The following is a 23,202-nucleotide window of genomic DNA, read 5'->3' as shown; positions in this document are numbered from 1 at the left end:
GATGAACGCCTGGCGGCCGGGCATCTGTGCCCTGCCGCTGGCTCTTTTGACGTCCGCAGGTTGCGGAGATTGGGCACGGGTATGCGGTTTCTGAGGCACAGTCTGACCGGGGTCTTTCTTGCGGCGCTGACGCTGGCGCTGCTGATCTGGTCCGGCGTCACCGTCGGCTCGGCAATCCAGACCCGCCTGAACGCGGAAAAGCGGGTGCCCCCCGCGCGCGAACGGGTTTTCGCCGTGAACGTCGCCACGGCACAGCTTCAAACCGTCGTCCCCGTACTCGAAGCCTTCGGCCAGGTGCAAAGCCGCCGCTCGCTGGAACTGCGCGCAGCGCTGGGCGGCCGGGTGATCTGGCTGGCCGACGCCTTCGAGGAAGGCGGCACCGTGCGCGCCGGCGAAGACCTCGTGCGGCTCGACCCGACCGACCCGCAGGCCGCGCTGGACCGCATGGAAAACGACCTGATGGATGCCGAGGCCGAATCGCGCGACGCCGCCCGCGCGCTCGAACTCGCGCGTGACGATCTCGCCGCCGCGCAGGAACAGGCCGACCTGCGCGACCGCGCGTGGAAGCGGCAGGAGGACCTGGAACAGCGCGGCGTCGCCACCGCGGCGGCAGTCGAAACCGCCGAACTCGCGGCGGCCGCCGCGCGTCAGGTGGTGGTGTCGCGGCGGCAGGCTGTGGCTCAGGCCGAAACCCGCATCGATTCCGCCGCCACCCAGATCGCCCGCGCCACGCTGGCCCGCGATCAGGCGCGCCGCGATCTGGCCGAAACCACGATCACCGCCGCCTTCGACGCCACCCTCAGCGGCGTCACGCTGGTCGAGGGGCGGCTGGTGCAGGCGAACGAAAAGCTGGCGATGCTGATAGACCCCAAGGCGCTGGAGGTGTCGTTCCAGGTCTCCACCGCCCAATACGCCCGCCTGCTCGACGATGCCGGCCAGCTGATCGCCGCGCCGGTGCGGGTGGCGCTGGAAATCTCCGGCACCGATCTCGTTGCGCAGGGCCGCATCAGCCGCGACAGTGCGGCGGTGGCCGAGGGACAGTCGGGCCGGGTGATCTATGCCCGTCTCGACACCGCCGCCGGCTTCAAGCCCGGCGATTTCGTCAGCGTCCATGTCGACGAACCGGCGCTCGACAACGTGGCCCGCCTGCCGTCCTCGGCACTCGACGCCGCCAATACCGTGCTGGTCGTCGGCCCCGAAGACCGGCTCGAGTCGCTTCCGGTCGACCTGCTCCGCCGGCAGGGCGACAACGTGCTGGTGCGCGGCGAGGGGCTCGACGGGCAGGAGGTGGTGGTCGACCGCACCCCGCTTCTGGGTCCGGGCATCAAGGTCTCGCCGCTGCGCCGCGAGACGGCGGCGGTCCTGGCCTCGGCCGAACCCGAGCTTCTCGAACTGACCAGCGAACGCCGCGCCCGCCTCGTCGCCTTCGTCGAACAGAGCGACCGGATGCCCGCCGAGGTCAAGGCGCGGGTGCTGGCGCAACTCGGCGAAGAAAAGGTCCCGGCCCGGCTGGTCGCCCGCATCGAATCCCGGATCGGAGGCTAGGACGGTGGCCCGCGAGATCCCGCGCGCCGCCGGCGGCATCCTCTCCTACTTCACCCGCCACCGTACGGCCGCGAACCTGCTGCTGGTCGTGCTGCTGGTGCTGGGCCTCGCCGCCGCGCCGAACATGCGCACGCAGTTCTTCCCCGACACGGTGGTCGATACCGTCACCGTCAGCGTCACCTGGGAAGGCGCCGGCCCCGAGGACGTGGACAACGCCATCGTCCAGCTGGTCGAACCGGCGCTGCTGGCCGTGGACGGAGTCGCCAGCAGCTCCAGCACCTCGCGCGAGGGGCGGGCGCAGATCACGCTGGAATTTGAACCCGGCTGGGACATGGCGCGCGGCGCCACCGACGTGCAGAACGCGCTCGACCTGATCACCAGCCTGCCCGAAGACGCGGACGAACCGGTGGTGCGCGCCGGCGTCTGGCGCGACCGGGTGACCGATGTGGTGATCTCGGGCCCGCTGGAACCGCGCCAGCTCGGCCTGCTGGCCGACGAACTGGTGACGCGCCTCTTTGCCGCCGGGGTCACGCGCACCGACATCCGCGGCGTCGCCGCACCGCAGACGGTGGTCGAGGTGCCCTCGGCCAACCTGATCGCCCATGACATCGCCATGACCGATATCGCCGGCGCCATCGCGGCCGGGGTCGACGGCAATCCGGCGGGCGATGTCACCGGCGCCAACGCGCGCGTGCGCACCGGCACCGAGAAGCGCAGCGCCGAGGATATCGCCGGGATCGCCCTGCGGCTGAACCCCGACGGCTCGCGCCTGACCGTGGGCGATGTGGCCACCATACGGGTCGAGGGCGCGGACCGCATCCGCAGCTATTACGTCGGCGACAATCCGGCGATGACGGTGCAGGTCAGCCGCTCGGCCAAGGGCGACGCCATCGGCATCCAGCACACGGTCGAGGATGTGGCCGCGGCGATGCAGGCCAGCCTGCCGCAGGGCGTGACGATCGAGCTGACCCGCACCCGCGCCGAGGCGATCACCGCGCGGCTGGATCTGCTGATCGATAACGGCCTGACCGGGCTGCTGCTGGTCGTGGTGCTGCTGTTCCTCTTCCTCAACGCGCGCATCGCGCTCTGGGTGGCGGCGGGGATCCCGGCCTCCATGCTCTGCGCGCTGGCGGTGATGTATGCCGCCGGGATCACGATCAACATGATCAGCCTCTTCGGCCTGATCCTGACGCTGGGCATCGTGGTGGACGACGCCATCGTCGTCGGCGAACACGCCGATTACCGCGCCCGGCGCCTGCGCGAACACCCGGTGGTCGCGGCCGAAACCGCCGCGCGCCGCATGGCGGTGCCGGTCTTCGCCTCGACCCTGACCACCGTGATCGCCTTCTTCGGGCTGACGGTGATCAGCGGCCGCTTCGGCGACATGATCCAGGACATCCCCTTTACCGTGATCGCGGTGCTGACCGCCTCGCTGGTCGAATGCTTCCTGATCCTGCCGAACCACCTGGGCCATGCGCTGACCCACGCGGACAAGCGGCACTGGTACGACTGGCCCAACCGCACCGTCAATGCCGGCTTCCGCTGGGTGCGCGATACGCTCTTCGCGCCGCTGATCGGGCTGGTGGTCAAGGCGCGCTATGTTGTGCTGGCGGGCGCCATCGCCCTGCTGGCCGCGCAGATTGCCCTGTTCATCCGGGGCGACGTGCAGTGGCGCTTCTTCAACTCGCCCGAACAGGGCTCGGTCACCGGCAACTTCGCCATGGTCGAGGGTGCCACGCGCACCGACACGCTGGCGATGATGCACGAGCTTCAGCGCGCCACCGACGAGGTGGCCGGCGCCTACGAGGCCCGCACCGGCGTCAACCCGCTGAAATACGTGATCGCCGAGATCGGCGGCAATGCCGGGGGCGGGCTCGCCGGCGCCGATACCAAGGACGCCGACCTGCTGGGGGGCATCTCGATCGAGCTGATCGAGGCCGACCTGCGCCCCGAATATTCGAGCTTCGATTTCGTCGCCGAGCTTCAGGAAAAGGTGCGCCAGCACCCGCTGACCGAGGTGCTGTCGTTCCGCAGCTGGCGCTCGGGTCCGGGGGGCGACGCGCTCGATGTCGAGTTCTACGGCGCCGATGCCGAGGTGCTGAAGGCCGCCAGCGAGGATCTGCAGGCGGCGCTGCTGCGCTATCCCGAGGTCTCGGCGGTCGAGGACACCCTGGCCTACGACAAGGAAGAACTGGTGCTCGACCTCACCCCGCAGGGGCAGGCGGCGGGCTTCACCATCGACACGCTCGGCCGCGCCCTGCGCGCCCGGCTGAACGGGATCGAGGCGGCAACCTATCCCGACGGCCCGCGCAGCGCGACGATCCGGGTGGAACTGCCCGAGGGCGAGCTGACCGCCGATTTCCTCGAACGCACGCTGATGCGCACCCCCGCCGGGGCCTATATCCCGCTGGCCGATATCGTCAGCGTCGAACAGCGCACCGGCTTCTCGACCGTCCGGCGCGAGAACGGCGTGCGGCTGATCAAGGTGACGGGCGACATCTCCGAAGACGACCCGGCCCGCGCCGAGGAGATCTCCCGCGCGCTGGAAACCGAGATCCTGCCGAACATCGCCAGCATCCGGCAGGTCGACTGGCAGATGGCCGGCCTGTCCGAGCAGGAATCCGAATTCCTCAGCGACGCCACCGCCGGCCTCGCGCTCTGCCTGACCGGCATCTATCTGGTTCTGGCCTGGGTCTTCGCCAGCTGGACCCGGCCGCTGGTGGTGATGGCGGTCATCCCCTTCGGCCTCGTCGGCGCGATCTGGGGGCACTGGCACTGGGAGGTGCCGCTCTCGATGTTCACGGTCGTCGGCCTGCTCGGCATGACCGGGATCATCATCAACGACTCCATCGTGCTGGTCTCCACCATCGACGAATACGCCCGCGACCGCGGCCTAGTGCCGTCGATCATCGACGGCACCGTCGACCGCCTGCGCCCGGTCATGCTGACCACCGCGACGACGGTGCTGGGCCTGATGCCGCTGATCTATGAAGGCTCGCAAGAGGCGCAGTTCCTCAAGCCCACGGTGATCACCCTGGTCTATGGCCTCGCCTTCGGGATGGTCATTGTGCTGCTGGTGGTGCCGGCGGTGCTGGCGATCCAGCAGGATCTGACGCGCCCGCTGGCGGCGCTGCGCCGCGCCCTGCGCGCGCCCTCGCGGCTGCAGGCGGTGACGGTGGCGGCGCTGGCGGCGGTACTCGCCTGGCTCGCGCTGACGCTGGGCTGGGCGGCGGTGACCGGCGCGCTGATGCCGGCGATCGCCGCGCTGCTGCCGGGCCTTGCCGCCATGGCGCCGATGCCCGCCGCCTTCGCGCTCTTCGTGCCCGGCGCGTTGCTGCTGGTGCTGGCGGCCTATGCCGCCACCGCCCTCACGCTGACGCTGCGGCGCTAGGGCCTCAGCCCGCCGCGCGGGCCAGCGCCAGCACCTCGGCCACCTGATCGTGCAGCGTCAGCCGCCCGGCCTCGACATCCGCGAAGGGCACCCAGCGCGCCTCGGCGATGTCATCGGCCGCCTCCGCCTCGCCCTCCAGATAGCGGCACAACACGACGGCGAGCAGATAATGCACCTCGGTCGCGCCTCCGGCCGCGCGGATCAGCACATCGACATTGGTCAGATACCGCTCGGCCCGCGCGCGCACCCCGGTCTCTTCCGCCAGCTCGCGCACCGCCGCCTCCAGCGCCGATTCGCCCCATTCCACATGGCCGCCGGGAAACCCCCAGAGCATCACGCCCCCGCGCTCGCGGCGGGCGAGGAGAACGTGGTCGTCCCTCAGGACAACGGCGATGGCGCCAAGCAGGGGTCGTCGGGTCATGCCCGATCAGTCGGCGGCGCAGCCCCGGATGTCAACCGCATGGCGCGACCCCAGCACCGTGATCCGCACCGCCGACCGGTCGAGCGCGAAGGGCTTGCCATCCGCCTGCACCAGATCCGCCTCGGCCACCAGCGCGCCACCCTCGCGCCGCGCTTCGGTTTCCGAGGCCCAGACCGCCGGCGCGCCGGGTTCGATCACCACCGTCTCGGGCGCACCGGCCGAGGGCATGTCCAGCGTCGCGGTCAGATGCAGCCCGTCCGCCGAGGGCCGCAGGCGGCAGCGCGCGGCCTTCACCTTCGCCTCCGCGGCGGTGTAGGGCTGGTTCGCCAGCGCCGCCGCGATGGCCGGATTGGGCCGCGCGTCGAGGTCGGCGACATGGTCGAAATGCAGGCTCGCCGGCACGCAGACATCCGAACAGACACCCAGCTCCAGCGTGCCGCGCAGGCGCAGCGGCCCGCCGTCCCGGCGCGGCGTGATCTCGACCGGCAGCACCACCTGACGGGTATAGCCGATGCTGCGATACCCGGCCTGCTCGAAGACATGCGGGGTGGGCCAGGCCATCGCCACGCTGCCGATGTTCTCGGCGCCCGACCAGACCACCTCGGGCGGGATCCCGGCATCGCCCGGCGCGCGCCAGTAGGTCTTCCAGCCGTCGGCCAGCGTCAGGCGAAAGGCGGCCAGATAGGTGCCGCGCGGCGTCATCCCGCCATCCAGCATGTCAAGTTGCACCACCTCGCGCTGGATCGACTGCGCGGCCAGCGGGCCGCCTCCGATCAGGGCGGCAAGGAACATCACAAGGGCGGCGGGCGTTTTCATGCCGTTCTAGATGCGCGCCCGCGCGCCAAAAGCCAAGTCACGTTGCGGTCAGCTTCGTTTCAACCCGGGGGGCGCGCCCATCTGTCGCTTGCGACCGCGCGGCGGGAAGGCCATGCTGGGGAATGACGCACACCGCCCGAACGGAGCCGACCCTCATGGATCTGACCGGAAAACTGCTGATCGCGATGCCGGGCATGGGCGACATGCGGTTCGAGCATTCGGTGATCTACATGTGCAGCCACAACGAAAGCGGCGCGCTCGGCCTGATCGTCAACAAGCCGGCCGCCGACGTGCGCCTGTCCGACCTGCTGCAACAGCTCTCCATCGGCCCCGAAGGCGCGGGCCGCGACACCCCGGTGCATTTCGGCGGCCCGGTCGAGGGCGCGCGCGGCTTCGTGCTGCACACCCCGGGAGAGCCGCCGCGCGAACATTCCATGGTGGTGGGCGATGAATTCGCCATGACCGCCACCCTTGACGTGCTCGAAGACATCGCCGCCGGCCGCGGCCCGGGCAGGGCGCTGATGATGCTCGGCTATGCCGGCTGGGGCCCGGGACAGCTCGAATCCGAAATCGCGATGAACGGCTGGCTCACCGCCGAGGCCGATCCCGCCCTGGTCTACGACACCCCCGACGCCGGCAAATGGAGCGCCGCGCTCAAATCCATCGGCGTCGACCCGCTGACGCTCTCCGCCAGCGCCGGCCACGCCTGATCGGGAAGGAGAGGCCGCAGGGGCCTCTGCCTTACCGGTATTTGGTCGTCGACAGGGTCCGGGATCCCGTCAGGACAGATGGCGCGTCGCCGTGATGCAATGATCGATCAGTGTGCGGATGATCGAGGAATCCTCCTGCGCGCGACGGTAGATCACGCCGACTGGAAACTCCGTCTTCGGCAGGGAGACCGGGAGCTGGCGCAGCAGGCCGAGTTCCGTGAAGGACCGCCCGACGCTCAGGGGAAAGATGCCCAGCAGTTCGGTCTTGGACAGAAGCCCCGCGGTCGTGAGGGCCGAGATGCTTTCGACACCGATGCGCGGCGGGCTGTAGCCCGCATTCACGATCCACGTGCTGACCATGCGGCTGGCGCCGGTGGTGGTCGTGGGCAGGATCCATTCCGCCTCCGACATGAGTCGCGGCAGATCTTCGGGTGCGGCATCCGCGATCGGGTTCTGGGCGCCGCAGACGACGACCGTCTCCTCGTGGTAAAGCACCCGGTGGCGCAGATCGGGAGTGATCCGCCCGGCGTCGATCCGGCCCAGGATCAGGTCGATGTCGCCTCCCGACAGCCGCTCTGTCAGGCGCAGCTCATCGCCGTCCTCGATGGCGATGTCGAGCCGCGGCGCACTCTGCCGCAGCTGGCGATAGAGCGCCGGCAACAGCTCCGCGGTCACCACGGGAAAGACCCCGATCCGGATCAGCCCCACGCCGCCCTTCTCGACGATCGACAGCTCTGCGTGGCCCGCGCGCAGATCGGACAGGATCAGCCGGGCCAGCTTGATCATCGTCTCGCCCCCCGGCGTGGCGCGGATGCCGCGACGGTTGCGGGTGAACAGAACGAGCCCCAGCGTGTCCTCGATGTCCTGCAGCATCTTGGTCGCGGTGGAATGGACCATGTTCATCTCGGTCGCGACCCGGCCAAGGTTCGCGTCGGTCCCCAGCCTGTCCAGAAAGTCGAAATGGCGCAGGCGGAGGCGGCCGAGCAGGCTGTTGAAATCCTTCATCCCGCCGGCTCCGTCACAGGAAGCCCGGCAGCCAGAGCGCGATCACCGGGAAGGCGAAGATCAGCCCGAGGCCGACCAGCTCCAGCAGGATGAAGGGCACGATCGCGACCATGATCTCGCGCATCGACACGCCGGCCGGTGCCACCGACTGCATGATGAACAGCAGCAGGCCGAAGGGCGGCGTGATCAGCCCCACCTCCAGCGCCACCAGCATCATGACGCCGAACCAGATCTGGTCGACATCGGCGGCGTGGATCAGGGGCATGAAGATCGGCAGGGTGATCATCATGATGCTGACCTGGTCCATCAGCGTGCCCAGCAAAAGCGCGATGAGCAGCATCAGGGCCACAAGCACCAGCGGGTCGAGCCCCACGCCCAGGATCGCCTCCACGAACTCCCGGCTCGCCCCTGAGAACGACAGGATCTGCGAGAAGGTGATGGAGCCCGAGATGATGATCAGGATCATCGCGCTGGTGCGGACCGTGCCCATAAGCGCATCGACCAGCGCGCGCAGGGTCAGCGAGCGATAGCAGGCCGCGGCGATAAGGGTGGCGAGACAGCCCAGCGCGGCGGATTCCGACGGGGTCGCATAGCCCCCGAGAATCGAGCCGACAACGACGATCACGATTCCCATCAGCGGCAGCACGTCCCGCACGAAGGGGGCGAGCCGCGCGCCCAGGCTCATGCGCTCCACCGGCGCGGGCGGGGCCAGGCCGGGCCGCATCCGGACGGCGATGACGATGTAGGCGACGTAGAGCGTCGCCAGCAGCAGCCCGGGCAGGATACCCGCCAGCAGCAGGTTGCTGATCGGCATCCCCGCGAGCGAGCCGAGCAGCACGGCCAGCGCGGAGGGCGGGATCAGCATTGCCACCCCGCCGATGCCGAGGATCGGCCCGATGCTGACCGTGGGGTGATAGCCCAGCCGCAGCATGTCGGGCAGCAGCACGCGCCCCAGCACGGCGGTATTGGCGATGCTCGACCCCGACAGCGAGGCGAAGACGGTGCCCGAGGCGATGGCGACCAGCGACAGCCGCCCGGGCACGCCGGCGATGGCCCGTTCGATGGCATGGATGGCCCGCGTGGCAAGGCCCGTGGTCAGCAGGATCTCTCCCATCAGCACGAAAAGCGGAATGGGGACCAGCACGAAGGTCCCGATCGACTCCGTGGCGTTAAGCACCAGCAGGCTGATCCCGGCGACACCGCCGAAGATGAAATAGGCGCCCACCAGGTTCAGCGCGAGAAACGCGAAGGCCACCGGAACGCCGAGGGCCATGAGCAGCACCAGGAAGCCGCCCATCAGCCCCAGAAGCAGCTCCCAGCCGACCGGGCTCACAGCGCGACCCCTTCGGTGCCTTCTCCGGCGACCGGCGTGCCGTTCAGGCGCAGCAGGATCCGCCGCGCGAATTCCCAGGCCAGCAGAAGCATCCCGATCGGCATGACCGACAGGACGATCCATTGCGGCATCACGATGTCCTTGAACAGCATCGCGCCGCGCCGGAACGCCACCAGCGCCTCCTGCGCGCCCAGCCAGGCCAGCACGAGGCAGGTCGCGAAGGCGATGAGGTTGGCGAGGAACAGCAGGGCGCCACGCCGACGCGGCCCCGCCTTGCGCAGCAGCACGTCCACGCGGATGTGGTCGCCGTGGCGCAGCACGTAGGGCGCACCGAGGAAGCAGACGATCAGCAGGCCGTATTCCGAGGTCTCCAGCGTCCAGCCCAGTGTCGACAGGCCCAGGGCCCGCAGGGCGACGTCGGTGCTGATCGCCAGTGTGATGAAGGCGACGACAGCCCCGGAAACCGCTCCGAGGCCGTCGATCGCCAGGCCGACCAACCGGTCGAGTTCGCGCGGAAGGCCTGACATCTCCGGGCCTATTCCGCCTTGTAGGTCAGGGACTTCAACTCTTCGCCATACTGGGGCGACTTGGCGATGATCTCTTTCCAGGCGGCCTCGTCGGCCTTGCGGATCAGTTCGGCACTCTCCGCGTCGCCAAAGCGGACGGCCTCGATCCCGGCGGCGTCCTGCTTGGCGATCTCCTCGGCATTGACCTGCGTCAGGAAGGTGGCAAACCAGTTCTCCGCCGCGATGCTTTCCTCCCTGAGGACCTCGCGCTGGGCGTCGTTCAGGCTGTCGAACCGGCGCGCGTTCATCAGCAGCGCGATCTCGGAGCGGAAGAACCCGGGCTCGAGCCGGTATTTCGTGACCTCCAGCAGCCCCAGGTCACCGATCCCCCACAGCGGCCAGCCATAGCCGTCGATCACGCCGCTCTGCAGCGCGCCGTAGATCTCGCCGCCGGGCATCTGGGCCACGTCGGCGCCCAGCGTCTCCATCATCGGGCGATAGAGCGGGGTGCCGCGCAGGGTAAAGCCGGTCAGGTCGAGGCTCTCGGGTTTGCGCGCGGTGTAGATCTGCAGCGGAATGCCATCGACGATCTTGCCCAGGAACACGACGCCCATCTTCTCGCGGTGGATCTTGTCCATCAGGTCCAGGGCGCCATTCGCCCGGACCTCCTGGACGCTGAGGTTGAAGTTCTTCAGCGCGTCGGCCTCGGGGACGAGGTTGGTGTAGAACGACCCCGAGACATAGGCGATATCGATGACGCCGCTTTGGACCGCCGCGCCGAGTTGGAACGGGTTGATGGAGGACGGGTCCGCCACCAGCTCCAGCTTGAGGTCCGCGCCGCGGGCGTTGACCTGATCGATGAAGCGCTGGATCGGCTGATGCCAGACGCCTGTTGGCTGAAGGAAGGTGCCGACCCGCAGCACGGTTTCGGCCGCCGCCGCTCCCGCGCTCAGCAGCGTGGCAGAGAGGATGGCGGTAAGAAGTGATCTCCTGATCATGGGTTTCCCTGTCTTTTGTTTGGGGTCCGAACCTTCGGCCCGGCCCCGGTTGAGCCTGACGTGCCGTCAGGCCGGTTCTGAGGGCGGCACGGATGCCACCTGTCGCAATTCCTTCTTGTCCGTCTTGCCCACGGCAGTCTTGGGCAGGGCGGCGAGACACCGGATGTCACGGGGCCACTTGTACTTGGCCAGCCGCTCCGCAAGATGGGCCCGGATCCGCTCTTCGGGCAGGTCGCCCTCGGCCCCCACGACGAAGGCGCAGAGCATCTCGCCGCGGTAGTCGTCGGCCACGCCCACCACGGCGGCATCGGCGACGCCCGGCATGGCAAAGAGCACCTCCTCGATCTCGCGCGGGAAGACGTTGTAGCCTGCGGTTACCACCATGTCCTTCTTGCGGTCGCAGATCACCAGATGCCCCGCGTCGTCCATCCTGCCGATGTCGCCGGTATAGAGCCAGCCGTCGCGCAGCGTCGCGGCAGTTTCCTCGGGGCGGTTGCGATAGCCCGCCATCAGCTGCGGGCCGCGCGCGCGGATCTCGCCCGCAGCGCCGGGCGCCAGCGGGACGAGCCCGGTGTCGGTGTCCACGATCTCGATCTCGGTGGCCGGCACGGGCACGCCGACGGTGCCCGCCCGGCGGGGGCCGTGCAGCGCGTTGTAGGTCAGCACCGGCCCCGCCTCCGTCTGGCCGTAGCCTTCGCAGATCGCGCAGCCCGTCGCCTCTTCCCAGCGGTGCAGGACCTCTGCCGACAACGCGGAGGAGCCGGAGGAACAGACCCGCAGCGAGGACAGGTCCGTTTCGGCAAAGGCCGGATCGCGCAGCAGCGCCTGGAAGATCGTCGGGCTGGCGGAAAGGAAGGTGATGCGGTGGCGCTCGATGTCGCGCAGCACGGCCGCCGCGGTGAACTTGGGCACGATATGCAGCGTGCCGCCGCAATTCGCGGCCAGGTAGAGCCCCATGGCCACCGCGTAGACATGGAACAGCGGCGTGATCGCGAGGACGCGCTCGTCCGGGCCGGTCGGCAGCAGCGCCTCGCGCTGGGCGACGTTGACCGCGACGGCGGCATGGCGCAGGTCCACCCCCTTGGCCGCCCCCGTCGTGCCACCGGTGTACTGCAGCGTCGAAAGAGTCTGCGGATCGGGCAGGGAGAGCGGTGCAGGCGGCGCGCCCGTCGGCTGCGTGAGATCCCGCGCGCCCGGCCCCACGATCAGGCACCGCGTCCCCTTTGGCGCCGCGGCCCCGGCCAGCTCCTCCAGCCCCGCGTCGTGAATCAGCAGGGCCAGGTCGGCATCCTTCAGGACCGGGCCAAGCTCCGACTCCGTATAGGCGGGATTGAGCGGCACGACCTGCGCCCCCGCCGCCTGCACGCCGAAGGTGGCGACGGCGATCTGCGCGGAATTGCCCATCAGCAGGCCGACCCTGTCGCCGGCCCCGATCCCGTCCCGCGCCAGATCCGCCGCAAGCGCCGCCACGCAGTCGCGATAGCGCGCATAGGTCAGTTCGACCTGCTCGCAGACAAGCGCGGGGTGGTCGGGCGCCCGCGTCGCGGCCGCCTCCAGCATCTCGACCACGCTGCCGTAGGCCCCCAGAGGCTCGGTCATGCCGGATCTCCCACATGCAGCACCACCGCCATGGCGCTGTCGCCCGCCGCGCAGCCGACGAAGAGACCCGTGCCCCCTCCGCGCAGCGCGAGCTCCTCGATCAGCTCGATGACAGAGCGCAGGCCGGTCGGTCCCTGCGGGTGGCCCCAGACCAGCGAACAGCCATAGTTGTTCATCCGTCCGGTATCGATCCCGAAGGCGCGGGCGAAGGCGATGTCGTTGACCGCAAAGGGATTGTGCGTCTTGATCGCGTCGATATCCGCGATCTCCAGGCCCGCGGCAGCAAGCGCCCGCCGCGCCGCAGGGATCGGTGCGGCGGGCATGAAGGCGACGCGTTCGCGCGCCTGTCCGAAAGACAGGATGCGCACCGATATGCCCTTGTCCCGGGTCAGATCGCCCACCCGCTCCGCGCTGGTCACGACCATCCCGGCATTGCCATCGGCGGGATGGGTCTGCGCCCCGTAGGTGACCGTGCCACCGTCGAGCACCGGACGCAGCCGCGCCAGCCCCTCTGCCGTGGTCGGGTGGATCCCCTCGTCCCCGGTCATCCGGTGCACCACCTTGCGGAACCGCGGGTCCGGCACGTCGAAGGGCAGGATCATGAAGCGGCGCTGGAAGGCGTGGTCGTCGGCCAGGGCGGCCTGGTATTGCTCGTAGCGGCACAGGGCCACCTCATGCTGTTCCTCCAGCGAGATGCCGACCTCTGCCGCGACATTCTCGGCTGTGCGCACCATGGGAACGCCCGCATGGGGGTCCTTGCCGAAGTTGTCGAGCACCCAGTTCTCCGGCTCGCCCGCCCCTCCGGGACCCGAGGGCGCCGGATAATAGAGCTGCGGCCCGTTGGACACCCGATCCGCGGCGATGGCGAGCGCGACCGAGGCGTCGCCGCGGCCGATCTCGTCGCAGCTGCTGGCGAGGATGCGCGCCCCGGTCGCGCAGGCCTGCGCGATCGTGGGCCCCGCGACCCCTTCCGCCCCGAGCATGGCCATGACCCAGGGCAGGCCGTAGAACGACCCCTTCTGCGGCACCGTGGTGCCCAGCACGGCGTAGTCGACCAGACCGGCATCGATCCCGCGCGCCGCCAGCGCGTCCCGGGCCACATGCGCCGCGAGTTTCAGACTATGCAGGTCGGACAGGCTGCCCTGCCAGCGGGCGAAGGGAGTGGACCACCAGCAACCGTAGGGAATATGTGCGAGCGCGTTCATGGCAGTTCCGTTCCCGGGTTGAAGCCTCTTCCCTGCGGAACAACGGCTCCTCATGGTCACGCTACGACAGGATGAGTATTCCTAAAACTGAAATAAACCGTCTCTGTATTCGAAGGAAGGAAAGTCTGATCGCCGGACCGGCGCTTTGGTGTCTCGACGCAGCCGGAAACGGTCTTCGCGGCGCTCTGCCGGTGTCGGGCCGGATAACGCACTCCGCGACGCCCCCGACGACCCGATGCGCCAATGCATCCTGTTCCGGCACCTCTCTGGAACCGGACTGCCAAATACCGGTTGAGCAGGGGGCTCTGCCCCCGCCGCCCTGCGGGCGGCCCCCCGAGGTATTTGGAAACCAGAGAAGGGGAAGGCGCGGCGCCGCTGCCTTCTCTGGTTCAAAAATACCTGCGCCGCAGGCAGCCGCCGCAAGGCGGCTTCGCGCCCGGTACGGGCGCGCTACCACAGGGTGCGGGCATAGCCCTCGGCCAGGCGGGTGTCGAGCGCCTCGGGCGTCTCGGCCATGGCCAGCTGGTCGCGCAGGATTTCGCCCAGCGTCGGCAGGTCGGCGCGGTCGGGCCAGGTCTCGGGCTTCCACAGCTCCGAGCGGATATAGGCCTTGGCGCAATGCATGTAGACCTCGGCCACCGCCACCACCAGCACCGCCCTCGCCGGCCGCCCGTTCATCCCCAGCCGCGCGCAGAGATCCGCATCGGCGGTCAGCCGGCCGGTGCCGTTGATCCGCAGCGTCTCGTTCATGCCGGGGATCATGAACAGCAGCCCCACCGCCGGGTTGTCGACAACGTTCTTCCAGGTGTCGAGCCGGTTGTTGCCGGGGCGGTCGGGAATGGCGAGGGTGGTGTCGTCCAGCACCTGCACGAACCCCGGCCGGTCGCCCTTGGGCGTCACGTCGGCATGGCCCTCCCGGTCCTGCGAGCCGATCATCACGAAGGGCGAGCGGGCCAGAAACCCCTTCGCATGGGGGTCGAGCCGCGCCATCTGCTTGCGGATCGCGACGTCATGCGGCGTGCCGTAAAGCGCGCGCAGCTGCTCCTGGGTTTCGATGAAGTCCATGTGCGTCTCCTTCTTACGGCGCACTATGGCCAAAGCCATCCCCCTTGGCTAGCTCACCTCATAGGGCAGCACGCCGCGGGCATCGGGGTCGATGGTCAGCCGCCGTTCCAGCGGCGGGACCGAGCGCTGGTGGCACGTCTTGCGCTCGCAGATGCGGCACGAGATGCCGATGGGTTCAAAGGCGCTGGCGGTCTCCAGATCCAGCCCGTCGGCATAGACCAGCGAGGGCGCGTGGCGCACCTCGCAGCCCAGCGCGATGGCATAGCGGCGCACTGGCGCGCCGAACCGGCCGCCCGATTTCGAGATGTCGCAGGCGATGTTGATGTATCGCGCGCCATCCGGCGTCTCGGCCAGCTGGCGCAGGAAGCGGCCCGGCGTCTCGAAGGCGCGGTGCACGTTCCACAGCGGGCAGGCCCCGCCGAAACGCGCGAACTGCAACCGCGTGGCCGAGTGCCGCTTGGTGATCGTCCCGGCCTGATCGACCCGGACAAAGAAGAACGGCAGCCCCTTGGCGCCGGGGCGCTGCAGCGTCGACAGCCGGTGCGCCACCTGCTCGATCGAGGCGCCGAAGCGGGCGGCCAGCCGCTCCAGGTCGTGGCGGTAATCCTGCGCCGCCGCCAGGAAGGCGCGATAGGGCATCAGCGCCGCCCCGGCATAGTAATTCGCCAGCCCGATCTTGGCGATGGCCCGCGCCTCGTCGGAATGGAACCGGGCCAGATCCAGCGTCGCCTCGATCAGCTTGTCCTGTTCCAGCAGCGCCAGCTGCAGCAGCATCTGAAACGCCTGCGTCTGCGGCGCGGCACGGGCCGACAGATGCAGCACCCGCGCGCCCGGATCGTAGCGCCGAAGCGTCCCGGTATCGGCCGGCTCGATCCGCACCCCCAGACCACTCAGCCGGGCGCGCGCGGCCTCGGCCACATTGCCCTTTGGCGCCAGGCTCTCGGCGGCGCGGTCCACCGCGTCGATGTAATTGTCGCAATAGTGGAAGAAGTCGCGCACCTCGTCCCAGGGGCTGGCGATCAGCCGCGCATCCTCGCGCCCCAGCGCCTCGTCCAGCGAGGCCAGCCGCTCGTGCGTCTGGCGATAGGCGCGGTGCAGCTCCAGAAACGCCCGCGCAAAGGCCGGCGCGTTCGAGGCGGTCAGCCGCAGGTCGGCCAGCGGCGGCATGGTATCGGCAAAGATCGCATCCGCCAGCGCCTCGCGCATGTCGCTGACCAGCCGCTCGCTGTCGCCGGTGGTCAGCTCGGTCACATCCAGCCCGAACTCCTGCGCCAGCGCCAGCACCACGGTGGTGCTGACCGGGCGGTTGTTGTTCTCCATCTGGTTCAGATAGGGCAGGGACACGCCCAGCTTGGCGGCAAAGTCCTTCTGGGTCAGCCCGATGCGCCCGCGAATCTCGCGCAGCTTGGCCCCGGCATAGAGTTTCTGGACGGGCATGGCGCGCCTTTGCAAGTTTGCTCAGGCGCCAGGATAGATTTGCAAACCGCAGGCGGCAAGAGGATCAGAGCCGCAGCCGCTTTTCCCGGCGCATCACCAGCACGATCGACACGACGCTCGCCGCGGCGGTGATGATCATGATCCACAGCAGCGGCATCGCCCCGCTGCCCGGGGTCAGCAGCAGCCCGGCCAGCGCGCTCAGACCCGCGCCGCCGCCCAGCATGATCGCGCCCGACAGGCCCGAGGCGGTGCCGGCCAGATGCGGCCGCACCGACAGCGCCCCGGCGGTCCCGTTGGCGATGGTCAGCCCGTTGCCGACCCCGATGAAGACCATGAAGCCGAAGAAGGTCTCGGCCGACCCATAGCCCAGCGTCATCACGATCATCGACAGCCCGACGCCGAAGAAGATCAGCAGCCCGCCCGCCAGCACCATGCGGTTGACCCCGACGCGTGCGGCCAGCCGGGCAGTGATGAAGTTGCCAGTGAAATAGCCGATGGCCGGAGCGCCGAAGTACACGCCCAACTCGGTGGGGTTCATGCCATAGACCACGGTGCCGACATAGGGCGCGCCGCCGAGATAGGCATAGAACGACCCCGACGAGAAGGCCGCCGCCAGCGTATAGCCCCAGAACCGGGGCGAGCGCAGCAGTTCCGGATAGTCGCGGACCTGCGCGCCCAGACTCTTGCCGCTGCGCACCGCCGTCTCGCCAAAGTCGAAATAGGCCAGCGCCAGCGACATCGCGCCAAAGATGAACAGCAGCCAGAAATTCGCCTGCCAGCCGAAGATCCCGTCCAGCAGCCCGCCCACCGCCGGGCTGGCCATCGGCACCACCGCCATGCCCATCGTGACATAGCCGATCATGCTCGCGGCCTTGTCCTGGGTGTAAAGGTCGCGCACCGCGGCCCGCGTCAGCACCATCGCCACCGCGATCACCGCCTGACACATGCGCGCCACCAGGAACAGCTCGGCCGTGGGCGCATAGATGCAGCCCAGCGTCGCCAGCAGGAACAGGGCGATGCCCCACAGGATCACCGGCCGCCGCCCCCGGCTGTCGGAAATCGGGCCGATGCCGATCTGCAGGATCGCGTTGAACAGCAGGAACAGCGCCACCGACAGCTGCATCACGCTGTATTCGGTGTGGAAATAGGCCGTCATCCCCGGCAGGCTGGGCAGGAAGATGTTCATCGACAGGGCCGACATACCCGTCAGCAATACCAGCGTGGCGACATGCGGAGGCGTGCGGCGGTCAAGGAAACGGACAGGGCGCGGAACGGTCATGCAACCGAGCTATTCCTTGTCATGTGAATTGTCCATTCCCCTCGCCCCATCCGGTTGACGGGCAGGGCGCTCCCTCCGCTCCCGTCGGCGGGTTTCGCAAGTTTGCAGAAATTGATGTTAGCAAACTGCTTTAGTTGCAAATTTGCCAAATTCCCCTTTGGCCCGCCCCCGTACCCGTTTATGGTCGCGCAAACTGATTGGGAGCCGCGAGATGAAAGACATCCTGACCGAGCTGGAGAACCGCCGCGCCGATGCCCGTCTGGGCGGGGGCCAGGCGCGGATCGACGCGCAGCACAAGCGCGGCAAGCTGACCGCGCGCGAACGGATCGACCTCCTGCTCGACGAAGGCAGCTTCGAGGAATTCGACATGTTCGTCGCCCATCGCTGCACCGACTTCGGGATGGAAAAACAGCGCCCCGCCGGCGATGGCGTGGTGACCGGCTGGGGCACCGTCAACGGCCGCATGGTCTATGTCTTCTCCCAGGATTTCACCGTCTTCGGCGGCTCGCTCTCGGAAACCCACGCCCAGAAGATCTGCAAGATCATGGATATGGCGGTGCAGAACGGCGCGCCTGTCATCGGCATCAACGACTCGGGCGGCGCACGCATCCAGGAAGGCGTCGCCTCGCTCGCCGGTTACGCCGATGTGTTCCAGCGCAACATCATGGCCTCGGGCGTGGTGCCCCAGATCTCCGTCATCATGGGCCCCTGCGCCGGCGGCGCGGTCTATTCTCCGGCGATGACCGACTTCATCTTCATGGTGAAGGACACCTCCTACATGTTCGTGACCGGCCCCGACGTGGTGAAGACGGTGACGAACGAGGTGGTGACGGCCGAGGAACTCGGCGGCGCCTCCACCCACACCAAGAAATCCTCCGTCGCCGACGGCGCCTTCGAGAACGATGTCGAGGCGATGGCCGAGGTCCGCCGCCTGGTCGACTTCCTGCCGCTGAACAACCGCGAAAAGCCGCCCGTGCGTCCCTTCTTCGACCAGCCGGGCCGCGTCGAACCCAGCCTCGACACGCTGATCCCCGACAACCCGAACATGCCCTACGACATGAAGGAACTGATCCTGAAGGTCGCGGACGAGGCCGATTTCTACGAAATCCAGGAAGATTTCGCCAAGAACATCATCACCGGCTTCATCCGTCTCGAAGGCCAGACCGTCGGCGTCGTCGCGAACCAGCCGATGGTGCTCGCCGGGTGCCTCGACATCGACAGCTCGCGCAAGGCCGCCCGCTTCGTGCGCTTCTGCGACTGCTTCGAAATCCCGATCCTCACCTTCGTCGACGTCCCGGGCTTCTTGCCGGGCACCGGCCAGGAATACGGCGGCGTCATCAAGCACGGAGCGAAGCTGCTCTTCGCCTATGGCGAGGCGACGGTGCCGAAAGTCACCGTCATCACCCGCAAGGCCTATGGCGGCGCCTATGACGTGATGGCCTCCAAGCACCTGCGCGGCGACTTCAACTATGCCTGGCCCACCGCCGAGATCGCGGTCATGGGCGCCAAGGGCGCGACCGAGATCATCTACCGCGCCGACCTCGGCGACCCCGAAAAGATCGCGGCGCATACCAAGACCTACGAAGACCGCTTCGCCAACCCCTTCGTCGCGGCCGAAAAGGGCTTCATCGACGAGGTGATCATGCCCCATTCCACCCGCCGCCGCGTCAGCCGCGCCTTCGCCTCGCTGCGCAACAAGCAGCTCAGCAACCCGTGGAAGAAGCACGACAACATTCCGCTGTAGGGCGGGGCTTGCCCGCCGCCCCAAGACCGGCCGCCCTACGGAGACTCCGATGACCTCGCCCAGGACCAGCCCGCCCTTCTACGGCCACCCCGCACCTGCGGGGCAGGGCGGTCCTGCCCTGCGCGCAAACTGCCCCCGGGTGCGACATTCTGTCGTTTTTTTGTTGCCTAAAAAGGCATCAACCGACACTCTCCTGCTATTGAACGAATCAGCGTCATGACGTTACGTGACGTTAACCGGTTTGCGCGACGCCTTGGCGCTGCGCCTGCGGCCCCGGCAGGAGGAGCTCACCCGCGAGGGAGGGGCCGGGGCTGCGGCATAATCATCGGATTGGCCCTGCTGGCCGCCCCCCTGAACGCGCAAACCCTGACCGCGGTGCCCTCGCAGCAGCCGCTGACGCTGTCCGAAGTGCTGATCGACGATGCCCCCGGCGAAATCTGGCTGCGTTTCCGCTTCCTCGCGCCCCAGATCGCCCGCGACGGCGGCAGCGTCGATTCGGCCGCCGCCTCGGCCGACATGGAATACATCTGCAACAGCTTCGCGCTGCCCTACATGTCCTCGCAGAACCTCGCCGCCGCGCGGATCGTGATCTCGATGATGGACCGCGAGGTCCCCTTCGGCGAAACAGACCCCGACGCGACCCAGTTCTTCGAGGTCTACCGCCCCGAAGAGGGCCGCTGCATCTGGGAGGCTTTCTGATGTATCCACAACATCTTGCGCGCCTCGGCGGGCTTTCGCCGGCCGCTGCGGCTTTGGAGTCACAGCGCCCCCAAGCCTTTGGCAGATCATTCGCTTCCGCCCCGCGATGGGCTATTCTCCTGACGGGATCCGCCCCTGCGGCGGACCCCGCAAAATTGAGGCAGTCGGGGCCAGAAGGCTCCGAAGAAAAAACAAGCAGGAGAACTGAATGTCGAAAGCGATCCTTTTCGCGGCCCTCGTCGGCTTTGCCGGCCTGGTATCCGCCTGTGGCAACACCCGTGACGACTATGTCGTGGTCCAGCCCGAGCCGATCTCGACCGAACCGGTGTTCACCGGCAAGCTCAAGTAAGACAGGCGCAGGACCGGCACAGGCGCCGGTCCTGCCCCTCGCCGCGCATGGGGAGACGACCCCATGCTGAAACACCGCGGCTTCCCCGGTCGCCTGACCGGCACCGACTATCAATTCGTGATCCGGCGCGCCAATCCGCGCGGCGTCACCCCGCTAGTCGCGCGCGAACGCTACGCCGACCGCCGCCACGCCGACCGCTTCGCCGACCTCAACTTCATGGCCTCGCTCTGGGCCTATTTCGGCGCCGAACCCTTCGAGCGCGGCAATCTCGATGCCGGCCGTCTCAGCTGGCTGTTCGGCCGCGAGGTGGTGCCGGCCGAAGACCCCTTCGACCCCGCCAGCTACGAGGCGCTGCTGCGCATCGACGAGGAGGTCGCGCGCCTCTCCTTCCCCGAGGCCTTCGAAGAATGAGCGTCGCCTTCGGCAAATCCTTGCCCGCCGCACGGGCCCTTGGGCGCTTTCCGGCCCATTCCGCGCGCGCTTCGGCTGCGGGCTTGGCGCAGGCCCGGCCCCTGTGCAGGATGAACCGAAGGGCAGACCCGGGCACAGCCGGGGCGGTCCTGCAAACAACTATCCGTACCCCTTCCTTTGCCGGGCAGGCTGACCGAGCCATGGCCTCGCCCGGCAATTTTCTCACCGCAGGGCGTGCGGCTGGGCGCAATTCTGCTCATCCGCCTCGTAATCATGCATCCCTCTTGCGGAACCGCGCGTTCGCGTCATGGGTTGTTCCATCGAGCCAATCAATAATCGAAGGAAAACCCTCATGTTCCGTAATGCATCTCTTGTCCGCGCAGCCTGTGCTCTCGCTCTCGTCGGCGGTCTTGCCGCCTGTGGCGACGACCCGCTCGAGCAGGGCCTCTACGGCGGCGCCGTCGGTCTCGGCACCGCGGCCGTTCTCGACACCAACGTTGTCGCCGGCGCAGCCGTCGGCGCTGGTGCCAACATCCTCTACTGCCGCCAGAATCCGGGCCGCTGCTGACGCCCGTCCCGGCGGCGCACTAGCCGCCAAAAAAGACCCACCACTCACGCACGCCGCTTCCGGGACGCATCCCGGGGGCGGCGTTTTGTTTTTCCGCCTGTTCCAGACGAAGGACGATCCATGTTCAAGAAAATCCTGATCGCCAACCGGGGCGAGATCGCCTGCCGGGTCATCAAGACCGCCCGCAAGATGGGGATCCAGACGGTGGCGATCTATTCCGACGCCGACCGCAACGCCCTGCACGTCCAGATGGCGGACGAGGCGGTGCACATCGGCCCGCCCCCGGCGAACCAGTCCTATATCGTCATCGACAAGGTGATGGCGGCGATCAGGGAAACCGGGGCCGAGGCCGTCCACCCGGGCTATGGCTTCCTTTCGGAGAACCCGAAATTCGCCGAGGCGCTGGAAAAGGCCGGCGTCGCCTTCATCGGTCCGCCGGTCAAGGCGATCGAGGCGATGGGCGACAAGATCACCTCCAAGAAGATCGCGCAGGAGGCCGGAGTCTCCACAGTGCCGGGCTACATGGGCCTGATCGCCGACGCCGACGAGGCGGTGAAGATCTCGGGCGAAATCGGCTACCCGGTGATGATCAAGGCCTCTGCCGGCGGCGGCGGCAAGGGGATGCGCATCGCCTGGAACGATGAAGAGGCGCGCGAGGGCTTCCAGTCCTCCAAGAACGAGGCCGCGTCCTCCTTCGGCGACGACCGCATTTTCATCGAGAAATTCGTGACCCAGCCGCGCCACATCGAAATCCAGGTGCTCTGCGACACCCACGGCAACGGCGTCTACCTGCACGAACGCGAATGCTCGATCCAGCGCCGCAACCAGAAGGTGGTGGAAGAGGCCCCGTCGCCCTTCCTCGACGAGGCGACCCGCAAGGCGATGGGCGAACAGGCCGTCGCGCTGGCCAAGGCGGTCGGTTACGCCAGCGCCGGCACGGTCGAATTCATCGTCGACGGCAACCGCAACTTCTACTTCCTCGAAATGAACACCCGCCTGCAGGTTGAACACCCGGTCACCGAGCTGATCACCGGCATCGACCTGGTCGAACAGATGATCCGCGTGGCCAACGGCGAAAAACTGCCCTTCGCGCAGGACGACCTCAAGATCAACGGCTGGGCCATCGAGAACCGACTTTATGCCGAAGACCCCTATCGCGGTTTCCTGCCCTCCATCGGGCGGCTCACGAAATACAACCCGCCCGCCGAGGTCGCCGAGACCTCGCACGTCGTGCGCAACGATACCGGCGTCTACGAAGGCGGCGAGATCAGCATGTATTACGACCCGATGATCGCCAAGCTCTGCACCTGGGCGCCCACCCGCGCCGAGGCCATCGAGCGGATGCGCGTGGCGCTCGACAGCTTCGAGGTCGAAGGCATCGGCCACAACCTCCCGTTCCTCTCGGCCGTGATGGACCACCCCAAATTCGTCAGCGGCGACATGACCACCGCCTTCATCGCCGAGGAATACCCCGAAGGCTTCGACGGCGTGACCCTCGCCCAGGACGACCTGCGCCGCGTCGCCGCCGCCTGCGCCGCGATGAACCGGATCAGCGAAATCCGCCGCACCCGCATCTCGGGCCGGATGGACAACCACGAACGCACCGTCGGCAACGACTGGGCGGTGTCGCTGCAGGGCGAACGCTTCGACCTGACGGTCGAGGCCGACCCCAAGGGCGCCACCGTCCGCTTCGCCGACGACACCACCCTGCGCGTCGAAGGCGCCTGGACCCCGGGCAACAGCCTCGCCCAGATGATGGTCGACGGCACCCCGCTGGTGCTCAAGGTCGGCAAGATCTCTGGCGGCTTCCGCATCCGCACCCGCGGCGCCGACCTCAAGGTCCACGTCCGCACCCCGCGCCAGGCCGAACTGGCCGAGCTGATGCCCGAAAAGGTCGCGCCCGATACGTCGAAACTGCTGCTCTGCCCGATGCCCGGCCTGATCGTGAAGGTCAACGTGGCCGAGGGCGACGAGGTGCAGGAAGGCCAGGCGCTCTGCACCGTCGAGGCGATGAAGATGGAGAACATCCTGCGCGCCGAACGCAAGGGCCGCGTCGCCAAGGTCAACGCCGCCCCGGGCGACAGCCTCAAGGTCGACGACGTGATCATGGAGTTCGAATAG

Annotated in this window: 20 protein-coding genes; 9 read left to right on the top strand and 11 right to left on the bottom strand. The window is 68.2% G+C overall.

The genetic code is table 11. The annotated features are described in order from the left end of the window. Positions 1-81 precede the first annotated feature (81 nt). Both ACFO5X_RS04560 and ACFO5X_RS04555 read left to right on the top strand, forming a co-directional pair. Positions 82-1,545, top strand: a complete 1,464-nt coding sequence (locus ACFO5X_RS04560; protein ID WP_380716051.1) for an efflux RND transporter periplasmic adaptor subunit — start codon at positions 82-84, stop codon at positions 1,543-1,545. 4 nt (positions 1,546-1,549) lie between these two features. After that, on the top strand, positions 1,550-4,936 hold the full coding sequence (locus ACFO5X_RS04555) for an efflux RND transporter permease subunit (protein WP_380716050.1): 3,387 nt from the start codon (positions 1,550-1,552) through the stop codon (positions 4,934-4,936). Positions 4,937-4,940: 4 nt separating this feature from the next. Here the strand turns inward: ACFO5X_RS04555 and ACFO5X_RS04550 are convergent, their stop codons facing one another. Both ACFO5X_RS04550 and ACFO5X_RS04545 read right to left on the bottom strand, forming a co-directional pair. Further along, the gene (locus ACFO5X_RS04550) at positions 4,941-5,357 is read right to left on the bottom strand and encodes an NUDIX hydrolase (RefSeq protein WP_380716049.1); all 417 of its coding nucleotides are present in this window, start codon (positions 5,355-5,357) and stop codon (positions 4,941-4,943) included. A 6-nt stretch (positions 5,358-5,363) separates the two neighbouring features. Then, positions 5,364-6,173, bottom strand: a complete 810-nt coding sequence (locus ACFO5X_RS04545) for a protein-disulfide reductase DsbD domain-containing protein (protein ID WP_380716048.1) — start codon at positions 6,171-6,173, stop codon at positions 5,364-5,366. Between the two features lie 155 nt (positions 6,174-6,328). On the opposite strand from ACFO5X_RS04545, the gene ACFO5X_RS04540 reads away from it, so the two are divergent. Further along, entirely contained in the window at positions 6,329-6,883 is a 555-nt protein-coding gene (locus tag ACFO5X_RS04540; protein WP_380716047.1) for a YqgE/AlgH family protein, read from the top strand. 69 nt (positions 6,884-6,952) lie between these two features. Here the strand turns inward: ACFO5X_RS04540 and ACFO5X_RS04535 are convergent, their stop codons facing one another. The 9 genes from ACFO5X_RS04535 to ACFO5X_RS04495 form a co-directional block, all read right to left on the bottom strand. Beyond that, on the bottom strand, positions 6,953-7,888 hold the full coding sequence (locus ACFO5X_RS04535; RefSeq protein ID WP_380716045.1) for a LysR family transcriptional regulator: 936 nt from the start codon (positions 7,886-7,888) through the stop codon (positions 6,953-6,955). Positions 7,889-7,901: 13 nt separating this feature from the next. After that, complete coding sequence (locus ACFO5X_RS04530) at positions 7,902-9,221, bottom strand: TRAP transporter large permease (protein ID WP_380716044.1); 1,320 nt, start codon at positions 9,219-9,221, stop codon at positions 7,902-7,904. Beyond that, positions 9,218-9,748 (bottom strand): TRAP transporter small permease, encoded by a 531-nt coding sequence (locus ACFO5X_RS04525; RefSeq protein WP_380716043.1) that lies wholly within the window; start codon positions 9,746-9,748, stop codon positions 9,218-9,220. Before ACFO5X_RS04525 ends, ACFO5X_RS04530 begins: the two co-directional genes overlap by 4 nt. Positions 9,749-9,756: 8 nt before the next feature. Beyond that, positions 9,757-10,725 (bottom strand): TRAP transporter substrate-binding protein DctP, encoded by a 969-nt coding sequence (dctP, locus tag ACFO5X_RS04520; RefSeq protein ID WP_380716042.1) that lies wholly within the window; start codon positions 10,723-10,725, stop codon positions 9,757-9,759. A gap of 66 nt (positions 10,726-10,791) precedes the next feature. Beyond that, a complete protein-coding gene (locus tag ACFO5X_RS04515; protein WP_380716041.1) occupies positions 10,792-12,324 on the bottom strand; it encodes an AMP-binding protein in 1,533 nt (510 codons plus the stop codon). After that, a complete protein-coding gene (locus ACFO5X_RS04510; protein ID WP_380716040.1) occupies positions 12,321-13,529 on the bottom strand; it encodes a thiolase family protein in 1,209 nt (402 codons plus the stop codon). Before ACFO5X_RS04510 ends, ACFO5X_RS04515 begins: the two co-directional genes overlap by 4 nt. Positions 13,530-13,979: 450 nt before the next feature. Then, positions 13,980-14,594, bottom strand: a complete 615-nt coding sequence (locus ACFO5X_RS04505) for a pyridoxamine 5'-phosphate oxidase family protein (protein WP_380716039.1) — start codon at positions 14,592-14,594, stop codon at positions 13,980-13,982. Between the two features lie 48 nt (positions 14,595-14,642). Further along, positions 14,643-16,031 carry a helix-turn-helix domain-containing protein gene (locus tag ACFO5X_RS04500; RefSeq protein ID WP_380716038.1) on the bottom strand — a complete coding sequence of 463 codons (1,389 nt, stop codon included), beginning with the start codon at positions 16,029-16,031 and terminating at the stop codon, positions 14,643-14,645. Positions 16,032-16,095: 64 nt separating this feature from the next. Then, positions 16,096-17,310, bottom strand: coding sequence for a multidrug effflux MFS transporter (locus tag ACFO5X_RS04495; RefSeq protein WP_380716037.1), 1,215 nt, complete (start codon positions 17,308-17,310; stop codon positions 16,096-16,098). A 211-nt stretch (positions 17,311-17,521) separates the two neighbouring features. On the opposite strand from ACFO5X_RS04495, the gene ACFO5X_RS04490 reads away from it, so the two are divergent. The 6 genes from ACFO5X_RS04490 (at position 17,522) to ACFO5X_RS04465 (ending at position 23,202) form a co-directional block, all read left to right on the top strand. Beyond that, positions 17,522-19,054: an acyl-CoA carboxylase subunit beta gene (locus ACFO5X_RS04490; protein WP_380716036.1), complete on the top strand. Its 1,533-nt coding sequence runs from the start codon at positions 17,522-17,524 to the stop codon at positions 19,052-19,054. A gap of 330 nt (positions 19,055-19,384) precedes the next feature. After that, the gene (locus tag ACFO5X_RS04485; protein WP_380716035.1) at positions 19,385-19,753 is read left to right on the top strand and encodes a DUF6497 family protein; all 369 of its coding nucleotides are present in this window, start codon (positions 19,385-19,387) and stop codon (positions 19,751-19,753) included. 208 nt (positions 19,754-19,961) lie between these two features. Then, positions 19,962-20,102: a hypothetical protein gene (locus tag ACFO5X_RS04480; protein ID WP_380716034.1), complete on the top strand. Its 141-nt coding sequence runs from the start codon at positions 19,962-19,964 to the stop codon at positions 20,100-20,102. Between the two features lie 63 nt (positions 20,103-20,165). Beyond that, a complete protein-coding gene (locus ACFO5X_RS04475) occupies positions 20,166-20,513 on the top strand; it encodes a hypothetical protein (protein WP_380716033.1) in 348 nt (115 codons plus the stop codon). Positions 20,514-20,865: 352 nt separating this feature from the next. Further along, a complete protein-coding gene (locus ACFO5X_RS04470; protein ID WP_380716032.1) occupies positions 20,866-21,081 on the top strand; it encodes a hypothetical protein in 216 nt (71 codons plus the stop codon). Positions 21,082-21,201: 120 nt separating this feature from the next. Beyond that, positions 21,202-23,202, top strand: a complete 2,001-nt coding sequence (locus tag ACFO5X_RS04465) for an acetyl-CoA carboxylase biotin carboxylase subunit (RefSeq protein ID WP_380716031.1) — start codon at positions 21,202-21,204, stop codon at positions 23,200-23,202.

The organism is Seohaeicola nanhaiensis, from assembly GCF_042654245.1.
Lineage (GTDB): Bacteria > Pseudomonadota > Alphaproteobacteria > Rhodobacterales > Rhodobacteraceae > Seohaeicola_A > Seohaeicola_A nanhaiensis.
Note: the sequence above shows the minus strand (reverse complement) of the source record. Positions and strands in the feature narration are given on the sequence as shown.